The sequence below is a fragment of the Flagellimonas algarum genome, from assembly GCF_040513375.1.
Taxonomy (GTDB): Bacteria; Bacteroidota; Bacteroidia; order Flavobacteriales; family Flavobacteriaceae; genus Flagellimonas_B; species Flagellimonas_B algarum.
Map to the genome: position 1 here is coordinate 959,605 of NZ_JBEVTG010000001.1, position 20,719 is coordinate 980,323.

At 45.3% G+C, this 20,719-nt stretch carries 12 protein-coding genes and 1 tRNA gene; 8 read left to right on the plus strand and 5 right to left on the minus strand.

What is annotated here, in order from left to right:
• Positions 1-110 precede the first annotated feature (110 nt).
• Both ABV409_RS04455 and dusB read left to right on the plus strand, forming a co-directional pair.
• Complete coding sequence (locus ABV409_RS04455) at positions 111-2,525, plus strand: TonB-dependent receptor (protein WP_353876343.1); 2,415 nt, start codon at positions 111-113, stop codon at positions 2,523-2,525.
• A gap of 79 nt (positions 2,526-2,604) precedes the next feature.
• On the plus strand, positions 2,605-3,597 hold the full coding sequence (dusB, locus tag ABV409_RS04460; protein ID WP_353876344.1) for a tRNA dihydrouridine synthase DusB: 993 nt from the start codon (positions 2,605-2,607) through the stop codon (positions 3,595-3,597).
• Here dusB and ABV409_RS04465 read toward each other — a convergent pair.
• Together ABV409_RS04465 and rbfA are read right to left on the minus strand one after the other, a co-directional pair.
• Complete coding sequence (locus ABV409_RS04465) at positions 3,594-4,805, minus strand: ABC transporter permease (RefSeq protein WP_353876345.1); 1,212 nt, start codon at positions 4,803-4,805, stop codon at positions 3,594-3,596. The two genes, dusB and ABV409_RS04465, sit on opposite strands and share 4 nt — an antisense overlap.
• Positions 4,806-4,807: 2 nt before the next feature.
• A complete protein-coding gene (gene rbfA / locus ABV409_RS04470; protein WP_353876346.1) occupies positions 4,808-5,203 on the minus strand; it encodes a 30S ribosome-binding factor RbfA in 396 nt (131 codons plus the stop codon).
• Between the two features lie 41 nt (positions 5,204-5,244).
• Here rbfA and mce point away from each other — a divergent pair, with 41 nt between their 5' ends.
• On the plus strand, positions 5,245-5,649 hold the full coding sequence (gene mce, locus ABV409_RS04475; protein WP_353876883.1) for a methylmalonyl-CoA epimerase: 405 nt from the start codon (positions 5,245-5,247) through the stop codon (positions 5,647-5,649).
• 50 nt (positions 5,650-5,699) lie between these two features.
• Positions 5,700-5,773 (plus strand) — tRNA-Ile (locus tag ABV409_RS04480).
• A gap of 314 nt (positions 5,774-6,087) precedes the next feature.
• Here ABV409_RS04480 and ABV409_RS04485 read toward each other — a convergent pair.
• On the minus strand, positions 6,088-12,672 hold the full coding sequence (locus ABV409_RS04485; RefSeq protein ID WP_353876347.1) for an alpha-2-macroglobulin family protein: 6,585 nt from the start codon (positions 12,670-12,672) through the stop codon (positions 6,088-6,090).
• Positions 12,673-12,884: 212 nt separating this feature from the next.
• Here ABV409_RS04485 and ABV409_RS04490 point away from each other — a divergent pair, with 212 nt between their 5' ends.
• From ABV409_RS04490 to ABV409_RS04505, 4 genes are all read left to right on the plus strand, one after another.
• Positions 12,885-13,556 carry an NUDIX hydrolase gene (locus tag ABV409_RS04490; protein ID WP_353876348.1) on the plus strand — a complete coding sequence of 224 codons (672 nt, stop codon included), beginning with the start codon at positions 12,885-12,887 and terminating at the stop codon, positions 13,554-13,556.
• Positions 13,557-13,678: 122 nt separating this feature from the next.
• Positions 13,679-14,695, plus strand: a complete 1,017-nt coding sequence (locus ABV409_RS04495) for an SPFH domain-containing protein (protein WP_353876349.1) — start codon at positions 13,679-13,681, stop codon at positions 14,693-14,695.
• A gap of 1 nt (position 14,696) precedes the next feature.
• Positions 14,697-15,620: an NAD(+)/NADH kinase gene (locus ABV409_RS04500; RefSeq protein WP_353876350.1), complete on the plus strand. Its 924-nt coding sequence runs from the start codon at positions 14,697-14,699 to the stop codon at positions 15,618-15,620.
• Position 15,621: 1 nt separating this feature from the next.
• Positions 15,622-16,575, plus strand: coding sequence for an ADP-ribosylglycohydrolase family protein (locus ABV409_RS04505; RefSeq protein WP_353876351.1), 954 nt, complete (start codon positions 15,622-15,624; stop codon positions 16,573-16,575).
• Between the two features lie 43 nt (positions 16,576-16,618).
• Here the strand turns inward: ABV409_RS04505 and ABV409_RS04510 are convergent, their stop codons facing one another.
• Positions 16,619-17,137 (minus strand): hypothetical protein, encoded by a 519-nt coding sequence (locus ABV409_RS04510; RefSeq protein ID WP_353876352.1) that lies wholly within the window; start codon positions 17,135-17,137, stop codon positions 16,619-16,621.
• 769 nt (positions 17,138-17,906) lie between these two features.
• Positions 17,907-20,702 (minus strand): DEAD/DEAH box helicase, encoded by a 2,796-nt coding sequence (locus tag ABV409_RS04515; RefSeq protein WP_353876353.1) that lies wholly within the window; start codon positions 20,700-20,702, stop codon positions 17,907-17,909.
• Positions 20,703-20,719 lie beyond the last annotated feature (17 nt).

The following is a 20,719-nucleotide window of genomic DNA, read 5'->3' on the forward strand; positions in this document are numbered from 1 at the left end:
GGCAACTGCAAATATACCTCTTTTGCGACGCTGTCATTGGCTTTGTTGGAAGTTTAGCACGAAAGGCTCTAAATTATTTTCTTTAGCTTTGGGAGACAACCCAAACCTAAATGAAGTACCTACCGACCGTATTGATTTCCCTCTGTTTGGGGCTGTTTCAGCTTCAAGCCCAGGATTTTTCCATTGCCGGAAAAGTGGTCGACAGCAATGACGAAATTATTCCTTTTGCGAACATCCTCCTTTTGAACGCGGCCGACAGTACGTTTGTCAAAGGCACCTCGGCAAACGACCATGGGCTTTTCGTTCTCGAAGCCATCCCGCCCAACCTTTACCTATTACAAGCCAGCTATATCGGCCGGGGCTCCAAACCCTTGGCCTTGGATGTTAAGGCGGATATCAGATTGGGGGCCTTGGTGATTCCGAAGGCGACCGAAGACCTCGACGAGGTCGTGGTCACTGCCAGACGACCGACGGTGAAGCGCCTGACAGACCGTTTGGTTTTCGAAGTAGAGAATACCGTGGTGTCGCAGGGGACCTCTTGGGACATATTAAGGAATACACCCGGTGTTATCCTGAATCGAGATGCCTTGCAGATTAGGGGAAATACGGCGAATGTGTATTTGAACGGAAGAAGGGTACAACTTTCTGAACAAGAAGTCAAGGATCTTTTGGAAGGCTTGACCGGAAGCGCCGTCAAAAGCGTTGAGGTTTATACCAATCCGCCGGCAAGTTTTGATGCTGAAGAAGGGGCCGTAATCAACATTTTGACCAATAAGAACGTGGCGACGGGTTATAAAGGCAGTTTGGAAGCCCGTCTCACACAAGGGGTGTTTCCGAAATACGGTTTCGGAACAAGTCATTTTCTTAAAACGGACAAGCTCAATTTGTTCGCCAATTACAACTACAATTCCAGAAAGAACAATATTGATGTAGATAAAGGCATCAACTTTATCAACGACTCAGGTGTTTTTTCAAGATGGTCGACCGATGAAAACCAAATCAAGGAATATGACACGCATAGCTTGAATTTGAATTTGGATATCGATGCCGATGAACGGAATGAGCTGAATTTTTCAACCAACATCCTACTGGCCCCGGATCAAATTTGGCAACGAGACCTGTTCGCTGAAATTCGGGATCCTATGCTCCGGCTGGATTCAACATTTACCACCTCGAATTCTGGGGCAGAAGACAAACGGAATCTAGCGTTCGATCTTTCTTGGGACCATAAATTCAAAAAACCGGGAGCGAAGTTGAAATTCAATGGGCACTACACCAATTATTTCAATACCTATTCGCAAAATATCGATTCCCGTTATTTTGATCAAAACGGGGATTTTCTTCGAAATTTCGCTTTTCAAACCGAAGGGGAACAACAGATCGACATCATTACCGCACAGCTGGACTTTCAAACCCCTATAGGCAGTAGTTCTTTTGAGGCAGGCACCAAAATATCCGTAATCAATTCGGATAGTAATGTGGATTTTTCCAACTTTTCCGACACCAATGAAGTGGCCAACCCTTCTTTGTCCGATGCTTTTGTCTATGAAGAAAACGTGTATGCCGCTTACATGAGTTATGTCAAAAGTTGGGAGAAATGGTCGGTAAAGTTGGGCCTACGCGGCGAACTCACCGACGCCCAAGGTACTTCGTTAACTATGAATGAGGTCAATACCCAGGATTTTTTTGAACCTTTCCCTTCTGTTTATGTGTTGTATAACCTAAATGACGCCCACAGTTTTTCATTCGACTATGGTAGGAATGTACAACGCCCGAGATACAATGACTTAAATCCTTTTCGACTCTTCTTTAATGAGAATGATTTTTTGGAAGGAAACCCCAGGTTACAACCTAATTTTTCAAACAATTTCAACTTCAATTATACCTTAAACGGGGAGTTTTTCTTTGACATTTACTATAGGGATAACGGCAACTATATTAGCGAATTGGTGTTTCAAGACAATACGGCATTGACGCTGAGGGAACTGAAACAGAATGTGTTGGAAAGCACTTCTTATGGCTTGGATTTTACCTTGAGCAAGAGCATTGCCGACCCTTGGTTTTTGTATTCCTATGTTTCTGTTTTCCACGAAGACGAGACCTTTTTGGCGGTCGAGAGCGAAGCGGAACAGTTTGAAAACGCCATCGATGGATTTTACATCTATGTAGCGAACTACCTCACACTGTCAAAGGACGGGAGCTTTACGGGCGAGTTGACATTTAGCCATTTCTCGAAATACCTATTCGGTTCTTACGTTCAAGCCCCGATAACCAATTTGACCTTAGGGCTTCGAAAAAGTCTATGGAACGACCGGGCCATTTTGTCGCTAAGTGCCGAGGATTTGTTGGGTGAAGCCAATGGAAGGTATACGTCTCGTTATCTCAACCAAGACAACAACTTCCTCTCGGTACCCGAGACCCAATTCATCCGTGTCGGGTTCACCTATAATTTCGGGAATTTCCGACTCGAGGACAACCAACGCGAAATCGATAAAAAGGAACGCGAACGGATCAATGGGGAATAAGCGATGGTCATAATGACAACACCCTCATTTTGAGAAACTTCACTTTTTGCCGTATTTTTGCCTCCCATAAAAAAAGAACGTGCCACAGATAGGTAACATAGCACTTCCCGAATTCCCCTTGCTTTTGGCCCCCATGGAGGACGTCAGCGACCCTCCATTTCGAGCCCTCTGTAAAGAGAACGGCGCCGATGTGGTGTATACCGAATTCATTTCCTCGGAAGGGTTGATCCGAGATGCCGCCAAGAGCGTCATTAAATTGGACATTTATGAAAAGGAACGGCCCGTAGGTATCCAGATTTTCGGTGCCGAGATGGATTCGATGCTCCAGGCCATCGATATCGTTGAAAAATCCAATCCGGACATCATCGATATCAATTTCGGTTGCCCGGTCAAAAAAGTGGTCAGTAAAAATGCTGGGGCAGGGATCTTACGCGACATTCCGTTGATGGTCAAATTGACCGAGGCTATGGTGAAACGCACCAAGCTTCCCGTAACGGTGAAGACCCGATTGGGCTGGGACAGTGATTCCATTAAGATCGTGGAGGTGGCCGAACGTTTGCAGGATGTCGGTATTGAAGCGATATCGATCCATGGCCGTACCCGGGTACAGATGTACAAGGGCCATGCCGATTGGAAGCCGATTGCCGCGGTCAAGAACAACCCGCGCATGCATATCCCTGTTTTTGGGAATGGGGATGTCGACAGTCCGGAAGCCGCAGTGCGAATGCGTGATGATTTCGGCCTTGACGGGGCTATGATCGGTCGGGCGAGTATCGGAAACCCTTGGTTCTTCAACCAGGTCAAACACTACTTCAAAACAGGGCAACACCTGCCATCCCCCAGTATGGAAGAACGGGTCACGGCCGCACGAAGGCATTTGCAAATGGCCATTGATTGGAAAGGGGAGAAGCTGGGTGTTTTCGAAACCAGAAGGCATTATACCAACTACTTCAAAGGGATACCGCATTTTAAGGAATACCGCATGAAAATGGTCACTAGTGATGAATCGGCCGATGTTTTCGCGGCCTTTGATGAGGTGCTCGAAAAATTCGGCGACTTCCAATTCGCCTAAAGGCGCACCAACTTTTCTGAAATCCGACCGCTTGCGATTTTGGCCGAAATGAGCCCGAGTACCGCGATCGTTCCCAACACGATTAAGACGTTGACCAGCTTGAATTCTACCGGATAGGCTAATGAAGGGGTGATCATCAACCATTCGAAAGCCAGTTGTGAACCCACCAGTGCCGCTCCAATGGCGACTCCGATCAAGCCGCCGGTAAGGGTCACCAAGATCCCTTGAATGAAGTAGATCCGACGCAAATCTTTGACGGTGGAACCCAAGGCGAAAAGGGTTTTCGAATTCTGCTGCTTATCAAGGATCATCATGATAATGGCCCCGACCACATTGAAGAGGGCGATGATCAATACGAGGGTAAAAATAAGATAGGTGGCCAGGTTTTCGGTGTTGAGCATGCGATACAGCGTGCTGTTCAGCTCTTGTCGGGTCAGAACGATGACCTTGTTCCCCAAAATCTCCGAAACGCTTGCCCGCAGTCTTTCCAAATCGGCGGTAGGGGCTACCTTGAAATTGATGCCTGAAACCAGGGTGCTGTCTTTTTCGAGAAAGCTCTGTACCAAAGGGAGGTCTGCAAACACGTATTGCTTGTCCAAATTCTCTTCGATGGCATAGACCCCACTTACGACGACCGGTAATTCGTTGTAAAACGACTTGGATCGCAAGGCATCGGCGGTCAAGGACCCTTTGCCCGGCTTGAGCGTGATCACACTCAAGGGGTTGTTGTAATTGTCAATGGTCAAGGACAGCAAATTCGCGATACCGATACCGACCACGGCCTGTTGTTCGCTGACTCCCCAATTGCCGTAGTACAAAATACTATCGACCCCGGTGACCTGGCGATAGGCACTGTCGATGCCCTTGATATAGGCGATGTGGCTTTTGCCCCGGTGGCTGAGGTATACCCGTTCTTCGATCTCTTTTGAAAATCCGATAAGGCCTGTAATCGAAGCCAATCGGGATTGCTCCTCTTCTGAAAGGGTGTAGAATTTGCCGGTAGTGGCAATGGCTTTGATGTCGGGGTCAAAGGTATTGGTGAATTGGAGGCTAAAGGTCTTTAACCCCGCAAAAGCGGAAAGCACGACGAAAAGGGCTGCCGAACCGATGACGATAACGAGAAAGGTGATGAAATTGATGATGTTGACCGCATTCTGGCCGCTTTTCGAACGCAGGTAGCGTTTGGCGATGTAGAGCGGAAAGTTCAAGATCAGGATTTCTTGCGTTTGTCCAACAGGTCGCGGTTTTCAATAGGGTTTTCTTCCCCTTTCAAGGATTTATCGATGTTTTCGATATAGTCGAGGGAGTCGTCCAAATAAAAGGCCAATGCCGGCACGCGGCGCAATTGGTTTTTGGTGCGTTGGGCCAGTTCATGCTTGATCAGGGGCTCGTTCGATTGGATGCCTTCGATGAGTTCGCCCGCCTTGTCTGACGGAAAAATGCTCAGGTACACCTTGGCCAACGAGAGGTCAGAGGTGATATAGACCTTGGAGACCGAGATCAGGGTGCCTTTCATTCCCCCGTCGGTAGCTGCCCGTTGCAGCACCTCGGCCATGTCTTTCTGTATGATGCCGGCTATTTTTCGTTGCCGTTGTGTTTCTTCCATTGGGGCAAAAATAGTGCATTAATACTATCTTCGTAAGCATGATGGATAAGATAGAGCATATCGGAATCGCGGTAAAAGACCTAGAGGCCTCGAATACCCTATTCGCCAAATTGTTCGGCCAGCCCCATTACAAGATCGAGGCAGTGCCCTCGGAAGGGGTGCGCACCTCTTTTTTCAAATCGGGCCCGAACAAGATCGAATTGCTCGAAGCAACGGACCCCGATAGTGCGATCGCCAAGTTCATCGCCAAAAAAGGGGAGGGGATCCACCATATCGCTTTTGCGGTCGAGAATTTGGAAGAAGAACTGCAACGTCTTGAAAAGGAGGGACTTATCGTCTTGCCGGGCTTTCCGAAACCCGGCGCTGACAACAAAGAGGTCGCCTTTTTGCACCCCAAGGGCACGAACGGGGTGTTAGTCGAGCTTTGCCAAGAGCGCAAGGCGTAAAGGATGTTGGAACATCGAAAAATAAAAGCTAATTTTGCGGTCCAATTAGCGGTCCTATAGCTCAGTTGGTTAGAGTAGCTGACTCATAATCAGTTGGTCCCTGGTTCGAGCCCAGGTGGGACCACATCAAGCAGAAGCCCAGTGTTTTAGACACTGGGCTTTTTGTGTTGCGAAAAGTCTGGGCAAACCCAAGGCTTTGAAGCAAAACATAAGGTTGTGCTTTGCGTTCGCAAAGTGCCAGCTTCTATTTGCGGTAGGGGGACTTCTCTGGTCCAAGAGCGGAGCGATCTAACCCAGGTGGGACCACATCAAGCAGAAGCCCAGTGTCTAAAACACTGGGCTTTTTGTTTTTCTGGATTTGCCTACCCCAGCTAGGGATTTGGAAAAAACGACTCCTATGGACATGGATGGGCCTTCGTTGTTTATTTTTTGACCGAATCACTGAACCAATAGTCGCCCGCTATTCGAATTTCCGGAGAATTCAGGGGCATACATACTTTGTATGGTGGCCAATCCAATTGCGAAATCACCGCGATTGTTGACCCTTAAATTGTATTCAAGGACATGGGACCCTTTTGGCAGATAATCAAAGAAAAAATGTGTCGCGACATCACGTGTTGATTGATAATACCTGAGTCTGCCTTGCCTTTTATGTCCTGAAAGGACGTCAATCGGTTCCAATCCAGAGGCGCGGAGGTCTTTTAAGTGCACGAATTCAATCGACTCGTTTGAACGGATTTCCAGTCGTACTTTGATCATATCACCCGGATTGAGTTCCATGTTTTTATGGATTGGAACGAATCGAGTTCCTTGTGTTGAGACCTCTTCGAGAAAAAGTTGCTTATGAACGGTTAGGGGTCCTTTAGGTGAGGCTGAAAGGTTATCCAGCGTTTCAAAATACTGCCAATAAAAACCTCCTAAACCGGCAACCTTGCTTTTATTCTGAATTTCGACGACAGCCATTTCGGAATTTATTTCCTTCTTATTCCATACCAATTTCAAATAACCTGTACCTGCTTCTTTTTGGGCATGCTCCGATGTCTTGCTTTGAACCTTTTGACCACCAATAGAAATAGTAGTATTATCCGAAATCGACAACCAATCGCTTCCTTGCAACAAAAGGGCATAAATGGCTTCCGCGGTTGATTTGGTCGTTTCCCATTGATGCGTCTTTTTGTTTTTCAATAGCCATAGTTTCATGGCATTGATGTTCTTGACCCCAGCACCTAATTCCGCAGCGGCTTCAATGATCAAGGCCTGGGTTTCGATCGGTGCACGTGACCAACGCCATCCGGCCTTGTTTTCCTTCCAATACATTCCATTTTCTTTGCTATCCACCGCTTGTTCCACAATAGCGGACATGATTTTTTTTGAATGCCCACCATATCCGTGACGATTTAATATCAGTGCGATCATCGCTTTGTTGAACAAGGAAGTTTGATTCCAATCTTTTTTGAACACCTCCAGATAGGTTGATTGGATCGATTCCAATTCTTCACTTATGGGATGGCTTTCCAAAAAGAAACTTCTTGCATAGAAATAGTGGATTTCATCGGACCTCAAACGTATGGAATGAATGTTCTTCTCTAGGCGTACATTGTGGTCTTTAATAAACCCGTTGTCCAAAAAGACCAAAGCGTTATTTAATAGGGACTGGATTTCATAGCTCTTTGCATCGACCACCTTAAGATGCTGTAAGTGTCCGAAGCCCGCGACGATGTGTCTAGTAATAAATGTGTTTGCGGCGCCACCCGAAAACCAAGGAAAGCCCCCAGACTCCAATTGAAGTTCTTCAAGTTTGTTGATGGCCAAAGCGCGCTTCTCGAGAAGTGCGTTATTCTCAAAAAGGGCCCCTAGCTTGGCAAGATTTTCACTTTCATTTACGGCCTCCATGGCCCAAGGGCTTTCTTCTACCAAGATGCTTTTCAATTCTTGGTTTTTTTGCAATGGTGACTTTGACCCGTCCATCTTTTTCCAAGCCTCAAAAACTTCAGCAATTTTCGATTCATGTTCAATAATGTACTGGGTTATCGCATTCGCATAGAATTTAGAAAAAGTTTGTTCAGCACATTCGTATGGGAATTCAATGAGATAGGGCAATGATTTTATGGCCGACCAGGCCGGGTTTGAAGTATATTCTAAGATCAGCCGGTGGTTTTCCTTTGATGTAGGCCCCGTTCTTCCCAGTTGTTCGAATTCCACTTTTTTGATACTGTTCGGCAAAGCGAGGATAGGGGTCGATTGGGTGATCAGAACCTTATCGGATAGTACAGGCAGAATCGTGCTTTCACCGTCACTTATCTTGCCGGCTGTTGCTACTACTTTGAATTCAATCGCATCAACATCCCGGGGAATACTTAATTTCCATGAGACATTGGTATCCCCGTTTGATGGAATAACAAAGGGTTGGCTAGTATTTTTTTCGATGATCATCGCGTTCAACGGCATTCCGGTATTGGCATTAAAAAGCTGTAAGTTGATCGAACCCACCTGCGATACGGAGGATAGATTTATAATTTTGGACGAAAACACCAAAGTGTCCCTTACCCGTAAGAATCGGGGGTAATTTGGTATGACATTAAGCTCTTTTTGGGTAATTGCCGTTCTTTCGAATTTTCCCAATTCAACCGCCTTGGTATGGGCCAACATCATGAAGCGCCATTTCGTCAAAGCTTGGGGCGAATCGAATTCCACACTAACGAAACCGTCTGAATCGGTCTCGAGGTTGGGATGAAAAAAAGCCGTTTCCTTGAGATTGGTTCTAGGTTCTATTTTTAAAGCTCGTTCAGCTCCTTTCTTGGTGGTGATCAGCACAACGCCATTCTTGCCCAAAGAGCCATATAGTTCGGTTGCAGCCGATCCCTTAATAACAGAGATATCTTCAATATCTTCCGTTTCAAGCAAGATTTCTTCGGCATTTCCCTCTTCGAATACGAAAGGAACACCATCCACAATGAACAATGCCCGATCGTTTGCATTTATACTGTTCAATCCACGGATAACAACGCGCTTCGCCGTTCCGGAAGCTCCAGCTGCTTGGGTTATCGCTACCCCCGCCGCTTTACCCGAAAGCCCTCTTTCAATGGAATGGGAAATCCCATTCGCAGTAGTGTAATCCACGCTATATCCTAATGGGTAGGCGTCCCTTTTGATACCTTGTGCGGTAACCACTACTTCTTCGAGAGCAGATGCATCTTCCGTCATAAGAACGTTGATCGTTTTTGATTTGGACACTAAAACCGATACATCTTTTTGACCGATGTAAGTAAAAATGAGCACCGAATTTTTTTTGGCATCTATGGTATAAAACCCATCGAAATCCGTTTGGGTACCGATCGATGTTCCATCGATATAAATATTCACCCCCGGCAGAGGCAAACCATCGCTATCCGTAACGATGCCTACGATCTTTCCCTTGGTGTCCACATAAGTCTTTTTCTCTTGCAGTATGGTTTTGAGATAAGCTTTTTGTCGGAATTCCGTATTGCTAAAATTCAACCCAAACCAATTTAATCGATAATGATTCTTTAGAAAATGGGAAACGTTGCCTTTGCGGGAATCCCAAAATTTATGGGTACGGGCCAACGAAAAGAAATAATGTTCGTTGATCCTAGGCACGAAAGAGCGTTTGTAATTCAAATATCCAACGCGATAGTCCCATTGGTGTTCCTTGAAAGCATCCAAAGAGGCATCGTACATAGTAGCGAGCACTTCAGCTCGAGCCGGTTCTGCATCAGGACCGGAAATCTTAAATCTCCAAGTCTCTTTGTTTCCAGGGTCCAAACGATTTCGAAACGTTTGGGTCTCAAAAGTCAAACGCTGTGGGACATCGGGAAGCGCGACCGAAAAATCTTCGGCAAACACGGTGTTGTATTTAACGAAATGGATTTGGAAAAAGATTTTATCATTGAAATCAGCTGCGATAGGGATTTTTACATAGGATCCTTTCTTTCCAACCTGTACCAAGGTGTCAAGAATGACCTGACCATCGTATATGGCCTTTAAAAAGCTCTGGACACTATCGGCTTTTGAACTGAACAACAACTGGACGAAACCATCGGCTTTAAAGGCGCTGTTGATTATTTTGTATTCGAAGATGTCTTGTGTGGAACGATGGGGTGCCAAGGGGTCGAATAGGTCGAAAATACGTTCGATCATCACGGTGTCCTTATGGCCATCATGGGCTTTAGCAACCATGGAATAGGATCCTGTTTTCCAATTATTTAAGACGGGTAATGGAACGCTTCCATTGCCTTCGATTTTCAATTTTGTACGGTAAACGACCTTGCCTTTTGTCCAGTTTTCTTTTAGATCGAGACTGTCATATGGTTCATTGGGGAACAGCTTGCGATACTGGTTTTTTTCCAGTATTTGGGCCGCGGGAATTCCCCACGGCTTTTTCCTAAAAACAAATCCCGGCTCTTGAAGTTCAAAAATCGAGACTTCGATTTCCGAGGCAATGGGCTCCCCGTTCAAGTTTTTCGAACTGAACGAAATGGTCTGGGGTTCATCTTTTGCTATGGAAGAAGCTAGCCCCGTGCTGACCTCAAGGTTATGATAGCCTAAGCGAAGCGTGGTTTCGCCGGTTCTGGTTTCGCCATTCACATCAATTACATCAGCTTTGACGTTAAACTTGAAGACTGGTTGTTGAGTGGCCGAATAGGTTGAATCCGGCACTGCTAAAAACGAAATCTCAAAACCCCCGTTCTTGTCCGTCTTTATGACCTTGTAATCGATCGGTTGGGTTTCTTGATCATATGACTGCGTTCCTAGAAAGGACTCTATCTTCCTTGTTATCGAATATTTGACTTCGCCGTTTTTTACCGGCGCTCCGAAGAACGCGATAGCACTTCCTTTTAGCTTTATCGAATCTCCCAAAACGTTGCTCTGGTTTCGCTTTTTGAAAGAAACTTCGAATCGAGGGCGCTTGTATTCTTCGACCATGAATTCAATTTCCGCCATTTCGAAATCATCAATTTTTTCCCAATACGGGTCTTCGTCCTCGTCATCAGTACCATAGTCTTCATCCAATTCTATGGTGAATTCCCCAGTCGGCACATTCAATGGAATGTCATAATGGCCTTGGACTGATCCATATTCGTTGGTTTTCAATCGGAATTCCTTTAAATCTTGGTAATTCGAATCGTAGATGAATACTGTCACCCATGTGTCAGGAACGGCACGGATCCGAGTTCCTATTTTCTCTGAAAGCAGCCCTTTGAAATATAAGGTTTGGCCTGGGCGATAGATGCTACGATCCAGAAAAAGAGAGAGTTTTGCCCAATGTTCTTCTTTTTTGTTTTCAATTACTTCAATCCGGTTTTGATATAGGCGATAATCACGTATGCGTATCGTGTCGGGCCCGCGGCTAGCCACTACATCAATGTATTTGGTTTCCTCCTTTGATCTGCTGACGGAATAACTTCCATAGGTGTCCGTCTCCCCGTTCTCAACTTTATCGAGATCATCAATTGAGATTTTGGCATTGACTACCGGATGCCCGTGCTTTCGGTCGAGGACTTGGATTTTCAATTTATCCTCATTGTTGAATGACAGCATGGCCAATTCGGTGACCTGGATTTTTTGATAACCGAAAATTTGTTCAGGCCGAATAGGATTTTCAACACCTGAGGCAACAAGGTGGTAATGACCAATGGGTAAAGGGTCAAAATCGATTTCCGTACTGGTTTGGAAAAAATCTTCACGGGGCGGCAGGCTATAAGACCGAGTAGCAATAGGCTTATCATTACGTAAACTTGCCAATAGGATACTGTCCCTTTCGCTCTTGTTTATCGACTCGTCAAAATCCTTTTGTATACGAATGACATTGATGAACAAGGAGTCAAGATTGCGATAATCGATCCTGGCCAAGAAAGGCTGATTTGGAATTTGATAATTCTCGGTTTCGATATCAACTTGCGGATTCTCGATTTTGTTTTTCAAGACCTTGGCCAAAAAGCCTCCGTCTGATGTCGGGTGCGCATCGCAAATAGCCTCGCATAGGCGATGGGCTTCGATTCTATTTTTTGCAATGGAAGGATTCTTGGCCGGGTCTTTGTATTGACTTAATGAATAAAGTCGTTCGGCCATCGCATAACCAATAGCGGCCGATGCAGGATGACTTTTGAATTCGCTGTATAAGTTCTCGAGCGTTACAAAATAACGTTGCTCCGCATCTTGCAAGGGGGAATGCTGTCGAGAAAAACGAAGGCGTTCGAATAAAACCTCGATATAAGCCGTGCTATCGGAGTTTAAATGGAAGGCTTCGAGGCCTTGGTAAATTTTAAGTACGGGGCGATACGAAAAAACACTGTCTGCAGTGGTAAATGGCGCGTTGACAAAATCCGTGGTTTTTGCAAAGATTTTGGCATCCGTAAGCAAGAACCGTTCCTTAGGCCTTTTGGAAACTTGAAACTTTTTTTTGTGGAAATTCAAGGCCCTGTGCGCAAGAAAATCGTATAAAGTCGGACGGAATTTTTTAGAGAACTTGCCTTCTGAAAGAATGGATGAAAATCGATTAATAGGAATTTGCTGAAGCTTATCTGCCTCTAAAATGGATAGGTGATACTGTTCACCGGTGTATGCGACCAAGGTGGCTAGGTCCCATTTTTCGAAATCCCACGAGTTGACCTCCCCGGAAAAAGTTGCTCGCCTCCAAAGCGAATATCGATTTTGGTCGAGATATTGTTCGAATAACCCCGCATAGAGGGATCGTAGTATGGCGTTCGTTGGAAAGGGTGATTTTTCGATTTGCGCCAATAGTTCTTTTAAAACCTGAATTCGGGCATCTTCTTCTAACAACAAAGCAAATTTCGATTTGTAAATAAAGGCTTTGACCACCTGATCGCTTTGGTTGTCGCGAATGCTTTTTTTTGCAATTTTGTCCACTACGGCAGAAGCACTTTTGTATTTGCCTTCAATTTCGTGTCGTTCTGTTTTCTGCCAAAGCCTCTTATACGTGTTTTGACTTTTGACGAATTGGAATCCCAAAAGGAGAAAAAGGAGGAGAAGCACTTTTTTCATGGCGGTCGGTTTTTACCTAAGTACTGAAGTTACGCACTCCTTTTCAAACACCAATGAGCCAATGGCCTGCTCTGTTGAGGGAAGCATGGGTTTAGGTGGGCCACCTCCATTTGCGTTCAAAAACCGGAAATCGGGTGTAGGATCTTTGGGCAATCGTATCAAGTCGTTCCCCAAGTGAAACCCTATATTTGTGTATCAATAACACATATTGCATGGATGCGATTAAACTAACGGTAGACGCAGTGGTGTTCGGATATGACTCCGGAAAAATATCGGTGCTTTTAGTGAAAAGAAAATATGAGCCGTTTAAAAATGAATGGGCCATTCCAGGAGGTTTTGTATTGGAAAATGAAAACTTGGAGCAAGCTGTTGAAAGGGAACTGGCCGAAGAGACAGGGGTCAAAATAAACTACCTTGAACAATTATATACCTTCGGAGGGCTTGGGAGGGATCCTAGGGGAAGGGTCGTTTCCATCGCTTATTTTGGGTTGGTAAAGCCCAATGCATTTAGGTTGACCCCTTCTACGGATGCCAAGGAAGCCGAATGGTTCAATATCGATACGCTTCCCAAATTGGCATTTGACCATAAGCATATCTTGAAGACTGCCATTGAAAGACTTCGTGGAAAAATCACCTATGAACCGATTGGGTTTGAATTACTCGATAAGAAGTTTCCTTTCTCCGATTTGGAAAAACTGTATACCACGCTTTTGAACCGGGAAATCGACCGAAGGAATTTCAAAAAGAAAATCAATAGCTTGAAAGTCTTGGACGAGTTGGATGAAAAGGTTTCCACTGGGCGAGGAAGACCTGCAAGCCTTTTTAGCTTCAATAAAAAGCGCTATTTCCAGTTAAAAAAAGAGGGTATTATCTTCGAAATCTGATGCTGGCTTATTCCACATAAAAATAATTTGCGTAAAAAAAACACAAAATATCTTGTGAGGTTCAAAAACACAATTTATATTTGCGTAATAAATACACAAAATAATCTTAAAAACCAGTCGTTATGTTCGGAATAAACTACATCAAATTCGATTCCATGAATTATGTCATCCATTTTAAAAATGGAAAAACTAAAAAGGAAGGGCGAGGACTTTCTTTCTTTTACTTTGCCCCGAACTCCTCCATAGTTTCCATTCCCATGGAGAGTAAAGACTTTCAATTCATTTTTAAAGAGACCACCAAAGACTACCAAGAAGTTTCCATTCAAGGTCAGATTACTTATAAAGTAAAAGACCCAAAACAATTGGCCGAGGTTCTTGACTTCACTGTTGACAGTAAAGGGTACTATATCAAAGATGACAATGAGAAAATCCAACAGCGCATCATCAATGAGGCCCAAACGGCAAGTGCCGGGGTTATACAAAAGTTAAGTCTTAAAGAAGCGTTACGTCAATTACAGCAGATAGAAACGCAGATCATGGAGAGTGTTCAAAACTCTAAAACCGTACATATGCTTGGTCTTGAAATATTGAGCGTAAACGTTTTGGGTGTCACCCCAAACCCTGAAATGGCCAGAGCATTGGAGGCCCAGATGCGGGAATCACTTCAAAAGGAAGCGGATCAGGCCATTTATGAGCGAAGAAATTTTGCCGTTGAACAAGAGCGCATCATCAAGGAAACGGAACTGAATACGGAAATCGCTGTCGAAGAAAAACAGAAACAAATCGCTGAAAAGCAAATGGAAACCGAATTAGTGAAGCAAGAAAATGAGCAAAAACTCAAAGAAATGGATATGGCGTCCAACATCTCTTTGGAGGATAGCAAACAGCAACTAATCGACCTTAGGGTCGAAAACGAAAAGAAGGAAGCAGATGCTAAAGAGTATGTATTGCATGCCAATCTTCGCCCTTATAAGGAATTGGATTGGAAGACGCTTATGGCCATTAATTCCAAAGGTATCGACCCAAGGAATCACATTGCCCTTGCTTTTAGGGAATTGGCCGAGAATGCGGACAAAATAGGTAATCTCAATATTTCTCCGGATTTATTGGAGGCTATCATGAGCACAAAGACCGCCTAGTATGGAATTGGAAAAGATCATCATTGTTAGGGATAAAACAAGGCTTGAGCAACTCGTAGAACGGTTTAATTCAAAGGCCCAAGCCAAGTTTTACCTCGAACGCTCCGGAGAGGATTTTGGTTTTTACGAACAAGAGCACAACACCTTTTATGCATCACTTGAGCAGGTTCAAAAAACAATTTCCCCTTTGTTCAAGAGTAAGGTGCTGTTCCGTTCTTATTTATCGACCTACATGTTCGCTGAAGGGGATTTGATCGTGGTCCTCGGTCAAGATGGCTTGGTTGCCAATACCGCCAAATATGTAAACGGACTTCCTATAGTAGCCGTTAATCCGGACGAAGAACGTTATGATGGTGTTCTGTTGCCCCATGGTCCGCAAACATTGTTGCCGGCTATTAAAGGCGTTCTTAATGGGACCTATGAATCAAAAAGAGTGACCATGGCCAAAGCTACCATGAACGATGGGCAAACATTATTGGCCTTCAATGATTTCTATATAGGTGCATCATCGCATGTTTCGTCCCGATATAACCTTGAATTCAAGGGAAAAAGGGAAAGTCAATCCTCTAGCGGTATTTTGGTTGCTACGGGTGCGGGCTCAACAGGGTGGATCAGCTCTGTCTTTAATATGACCAATAACATCAACCAGCATTTTCATAAACAAAAAAACGCGTTCACGGCTGGGTTGGAATGGGAAGACGAACAATTGCTGTTCGTGGTGAGGGAACCTTTTTTAAGTAAAATGTCCCAAATAGATTTAGGGTGCGGGATCATAACGAAAAATACACGACTAAAAATCGAATCCAAGATGCCTCAAAACGGAGTTGTTTTTAGTGATGGTATCGAAGCTGACTTTTTGAACTTTAATTCAGGAAATACACTTAGTATCGGAATCGCCGATGAAAAGGCAAATTTGATTATTTAAAATGGGGAGAATCAAAAATGGTATAATTGGTTTGGCTATTGGGGATGCCCTTGGAGTCCCTGTAGAATTTATTTCCCGTGAAGAATTGAATGCTTCTCCTGTTATGGATATGATTGCCTTTGGGACACATGATCAGCCCTTGGGCACCTGGTCTGATGACACTTCATTGACGCTTTGCATGTGTGAAGCCCTATTAGAGGGCTTTGACTTGACCAGGATTGCCAAGAATTTTATTTTTTGGAAGTACGGTATGTTTTGGACCCCCCATGGGTCTGTTTTTGACATCGGTATCCAAACAAGCAAATCAATAGACAAATTGAGCAAGGTCATCCAATCTGAACAGTTGGAAGATCTACGATTACTACGATATGAAGCGGATGAGTTCTCCAATGGGAATGGCTCATTAATGCGAATCCTTCCTTTATATTTTTATTTGAAAGGATCGTCGGTGGAGGGTGATTTTCAACTCATTTGGGAGGTCTCCGCGTTGACACATGGGCATATTCGTTCAGCACTTGCCTGTATGTTTTATTTGATGATGGTCGATGAATTGGTCCTAGGAAATACGAAAACGGAATCGTATGTAAAGGCCAAAGAACGAATGAACGTGTTTTTTGAAGTTCGTGATATTGCCGAAAGGGAAATCCGTGTTTTCGACCGAATTGTTTTAAACGATATTAGGGATTTGGAACGTAAAGAAATCCAATCCTCAGGATACGTCATACATAGTCTCGAGGCGGCTTTGTGGTGCTTTTTGAAAACCGATAGCTTCAAGGAATGTGTGTTAAAAGCAGTCAATCTTGGTGAAGACACCGATACTGTTGGCGCTATTGCAGGCGGCCTTGCAGGGGTATACTACGGCGAGCGGAACATTCCGAAAAAATGGATGGATAATTTGGTAAAAATCGACCAGATAAAGGCATTGTGCGGGCAATTGGAAGCGTATTGGTCTTAAATTGATTTCAAACGAAAAACCGCCCCTTGACCAAGGGCGGCTTCTATCTAGTACCTCCTTTCTTTTTATTCGTTTTGCTTTTAGAAAGCTTTTTTTTGATCCGAACGATTTCGTTCTCTGCATACGTTTGGTAATCCGAGTTGTAACTGTAGGCCTTTACTTCTTCCATGGCCCGGATCGCCATTTTGTATTGGCGCCATTTTTCGAACAACCAACTTTGTAGGTTGTAGAGCACGGCTTTGTCCATACCCTTGACGGTCAAGGCGAACTCCAGTACTTTTTGTGCTTGGGTAAGATCCTCGTTCAAGATCAAGACGGCGATATAATCCGGATAGATATAAGGCAATTCCAGATCATGCTCCAAGGCTTCCTCGAAGCAGGCCTTGGCCGCTTCGTATTCCCCCAATTGTTCGGCATATATGGTACCCATCATGCAAAGTGCTTTGACGTTTTTAGCGTCGTATGACAAGGCATAGTTCAAGGCTTCGATGGCTTCTTCCAACTCATACGGGTAGGCATCCAAGGCTTTGAATAGGTACATATTGAAATTCGTTCTTTCCATGATATTCATTTCTTTGGCGCAAGACTGATCCTGATACGCAGGACCGCTCATGCTTGTTTTGAAATCGTCTCGAAATGGCTATATCCGCCGGATATAAAAAATCCGAAACATCCTATTGGATTGCCTCGGATCTTCTTAAGGGCTAAGACCCTACAGGAAAGAACCGAAGCAACGGTATTGATCGTTCATCGATCAATCGGCTTTTAAAACTGGTCTGATGTAAAAGCATCGCTTCGTTTTTATTTGTTTGAAATTCGTGTTGTCGTGTTTCGTTCGACGGGCAAATATGGGGGCTATTTCTGGATTATGCAAGAAAAAATCGAATTTAAATTATTGATAATCAGTGAATTAAGTTTAAAAAAGGCATAGGGGGTCCCGGTCCGCTTTTCAGCGGATTTTCAACATGATACAATCGCCTGTCCCTCAATCGTTTTCTGTTTCAACTATCCGGTATATGTCATTTTACTTTTCTTGCATTCGTTTTAAAATTTTTCATAAAAAAAGCGCCCAATTGGTGTAGGACGCTTCGTTATGGTATCAAAATCGGTTTTAAATCAATGTATAAATCCATTTAAACCGGACACATCACGTCCTTTTCGCGAGGATAATTCGATTATCCAGCGATAGTCCACCTGACTGAACAGGTCTTTTGGGATGCTATGTACTCCAGTATTTTTCATTTGCATTGCAAAGATGCAAAAATCCCTGGATTTCCAAGAGATTGCAAAGAATATCGCTATTCGGGATGGATGTGGCGCCGTCTAATGACCTACGAGTATAAGAAGCTCCGTAGTTGTGTCAGCACACCTTCTTGGTCAAAATACCAATCGGCGAACGAGAGCGGGAAGACCTTGATCTGGGCACGGTTCAGGATGCGGATTCGCTCCACACTAAGCGCGTGGACAAAGTCACCCGGATACCCGATCAAATCAATGGCGTAGTACCCTTTTTCGGTTTGGATCAATAGATCCAGGGTGATGTCGGCGATCCGATAGCCTTCCCAAAATTGGACCATAGCTTCTTTGGGCAAATGGTCTTGGATCTGCTTCAGGAAGAAATCCCGTTCCAGTCCTTGGGCGTGCGGTTTCGAAACGCTTTTTTCTTTTCCATACACCAAAAATTTTCGCAGCAGACTCCCAGGACGAAAATCCTTTGGATTGCCCGAATGATACACATACTGCCCATGTCTGGCCCGTGTCACCGATACATTGAAGACATCCGCCTTGTTCAAATGGCCATGGGCCGAATGATGGGTGGCCCCATCTACGACCAACGAAAGGAACATCAGGTCACGCTCTTCGCCTTGAAAGGCGTAAGGGGTGCCGACCTTGAACCGATGGCGCTCGAGGGTTTCGACCTCGAAACGATCGAATAGCGCCTCCGAAAGATGATCGACCTGACTTCTAAAAGGCGATAGGATTCCGATTGAAGTGACCAACGAAGGGTCCCACTCGGCCTCTTGGGCGACCCGCTCCCCCACATCCCGCAGCAAACGTTCGGCTTCGATGCTGTTGACGCCTTGCGCATCCCGGCTGCCATCACAAGGAATGAGGTAAAGCGACCGTTCGTCACGACCCGGCTTATGGGTCATCAAACGCAGTTCGTTGTTGTAGAATTCGCGATTGCTGAACCCGATGATCTGGGGCAGACTGCGGTAATGCTCGTCGAGCATGGCTACTTGCGATCGGCGTTGTAGGCTGTTGATGGCAAGGTCGAGAATGCTATGGTCACGGTAGTTCAACAAAAAGGGATCTACTGCTTGCAACCCCAGTTTTTGTTGCAATTGGAATTGTACGTTCTTCGATAAGAACGAGATATGGCGCAGTTGGTTCGGGTCACCGGCGAACACCACCCTTTTGGCGCGTTGTAAGGCCGGCAGACAAGAAGCGATATCGCACTGGGTCGCCTCATCGATGATCACCACATCGAACAGTCCGTTGATCAAGGGCACCTTGTCCTTCACTTCGGAAAGGTTGATCAACCATATCGGGAAGGCCTTTAAAACGCAATCGAAGTCTATTTTTTCAAAGATGGCGATGCGCTCCGTATCGCTATGGGTGTTCAGTGCCCGGTAGAATTCATTGAAATCGCCCCAATGGTCGTGCATGACCTTGAGCAGGTTCAAAATGTAGTTCCATTTTAAGAACTCCTTGGTCTTCTTGACCGAATCGCCGTCTTTGGTCCGGATTTCCGACACGATTTCATGCAGCGCTTCCTGAAAAGGCAGTTTGTTGACCAGTTGCAACCATAGCGACTTGAGGTCATCCCACAGCTTGGATTCCTTTTGGCTCAAAAAATCGCTTTTCGCTTGTTCCCCCTCCAAAACCGCCGCGTAATCTTGCTCCAATCCCTGGGTCTCCCGCTTGATTTTTTGCAATTGACGATGGAGTGATTCGATAAAATCGCGGAGCTTACCGATATCATCGAACCCATTGTGCTCTTCGAATTCTTTATGTAAAAACCGCATGGGAGAAGCACTGACCAACATCGATTTAATGAAACGCCGCACTTTGGTGACGTGTTTTCGTTTTCGACCGCCCCTGATGATACAGTGTTCGAAACCCAGCTGCCCGTTGATCTTTTCTGCCACGACATCGACCGCCTCATCGGTTCTCGAGACGACCAATACCGATTCGCCCCGACTCATATGTTCAAGGGCAATGGCCGAAATGGTATAGGTCTTCCCGGTTCCCGGCGGACCGACGATCAGGGTGGTCGGATGGGTAGCTGCCGAAATCAAAAGGCTTTTCTGGGCTTTGCTCAGCACCGTGGGTACGTAGCCCATCACCGCTTCGGGTGTTGCGGGCAACGATTTTGCCGAGCGCTCGAAGAGGGTGGTATAGGGGCTTGAAAAGGTAGAGGCGGCACCCAGTTGTTTCAGTTCGTTGAGCACCCCACGGGTCTGTTTTGACTTTTCGACGATACCCATGACACTGAAGGGCAAGATCTGATAGCTATTCTCGGTCCCTTTTAGTTTTCGCAATCGATACCGTATTTGCCCAAGGCTGAGGTTGTTCGGATAGCCCAATAATTCTTGGGCCTCGATATCGGGATGGTGTTTTTCGAACAAGGCGATCAATTGGCCGACATGCTCGAAGCGAAACGGGCCACTGGGCAACGCCTTAAGCAGGGCGTTTTGGAAATTGTCGGTTTCATCGGCACTGGCCAAGAGCTGTAACAACGGATAGTTGAGTCGGCGTGATTGCAGGTCGATCCGGGCAAAATAAAACCCGTCGTTCTGTTCTACGCGAATATCATGGTAGAGCAAAGGGGCGCAAAGGGCCTGTGATTTTCCCCGAAAATCGACATAGGTGCCACACACAAAGAGGGCTCCATGAACCAGTTCTTTTTCCTTTTCGAACAGTTTTGCGTTTTTCAGTAACAGCTCGCCCTGTTCGTTGGGAATGGGCACAATGGGATAGGTGCCGTTGATCAGTTCTTCTTCTTCGAAAAAGACTTTATGGGCGACCTTGGGTTTGAGAAAGTCCATGATGCTGATCGATCGGTTGTCGGCCAGATAGCAATCATGGAAGTAGTTGGCGATGTTGGCGAGATTCCCTGTCATGCGCTTTGGTGGGCGGT

Bases quoted from the DNA above. Each gene is read 5' to 3' on its own strand.
- ABV409_RS04455 (WP_353876343.1), top strand. From the start codon at position 111: ATGAAGTACCTACCGACCGTATTGATTTCCCTCTGTTTGGGGCTGTTT.
- rbfA (WP_353876346.1), bottom strand. From the start codon at position 5,203: ATGGAAGAAACACAACGGCAACGAAAAATAGCCGGCATCATACAGAAA.
- mce (WP_353876883.1), top strand. From the start codon at position 5,245: ATGGATAAGATAGAGCATATCGGAATCGCGGTAAAAGACCTAGAGGCC.
- ABV409_RS04485 (WP_353876347.1), bottom strand. From the start codon at position 12,672: ATGAAAAAAGTGCTTCTCCTCCTTTTTCTCCTTTTGGGATTCCAATTC.
- ABV409_RS04490 (WP_353876348.1), top strand. From the start codon at position 12,885: ATGGATGCGATTAAACTAACGGTAGACGCAGTGGTGTTCGGATATGAC.
- ABV409_RS04495 (WP_353876349.1), top strand. From the start codon at position 13,679: ATGTTCGGAATAAACTACATCAAATTCGATTCCATGAATTATGTCATC.
- ABV409_RS04500 (WP_353876350.1), top strand. From the start codon at position 14,697: ATGGAATTGGAAAAGATCATCATTGTTAGGGATAAAACAAGGCTTGAG.
- ABV409_RS04505 (WP_353876351.1), top strand. From the start codon at position 15,622: ATGGGGAGAATCAAAAATGGTATAATTGGTTTGGCTATTGGGGATGCC.
- ABV409_RS04510 (WP_353876352.1), bottom strand. From the start codon at position 17,137: ATGGAAAGAACGAATTTCAATATGTACCTATTCAAAGCCTTGGATGCC.
- ABV409_RS04515 (WP_353876353.1), bottom strand. From the start codon at position 20,702: ATGACAGGGAATCTCGCCAACATCGCCAACTACTTCCATGATTGCTAT.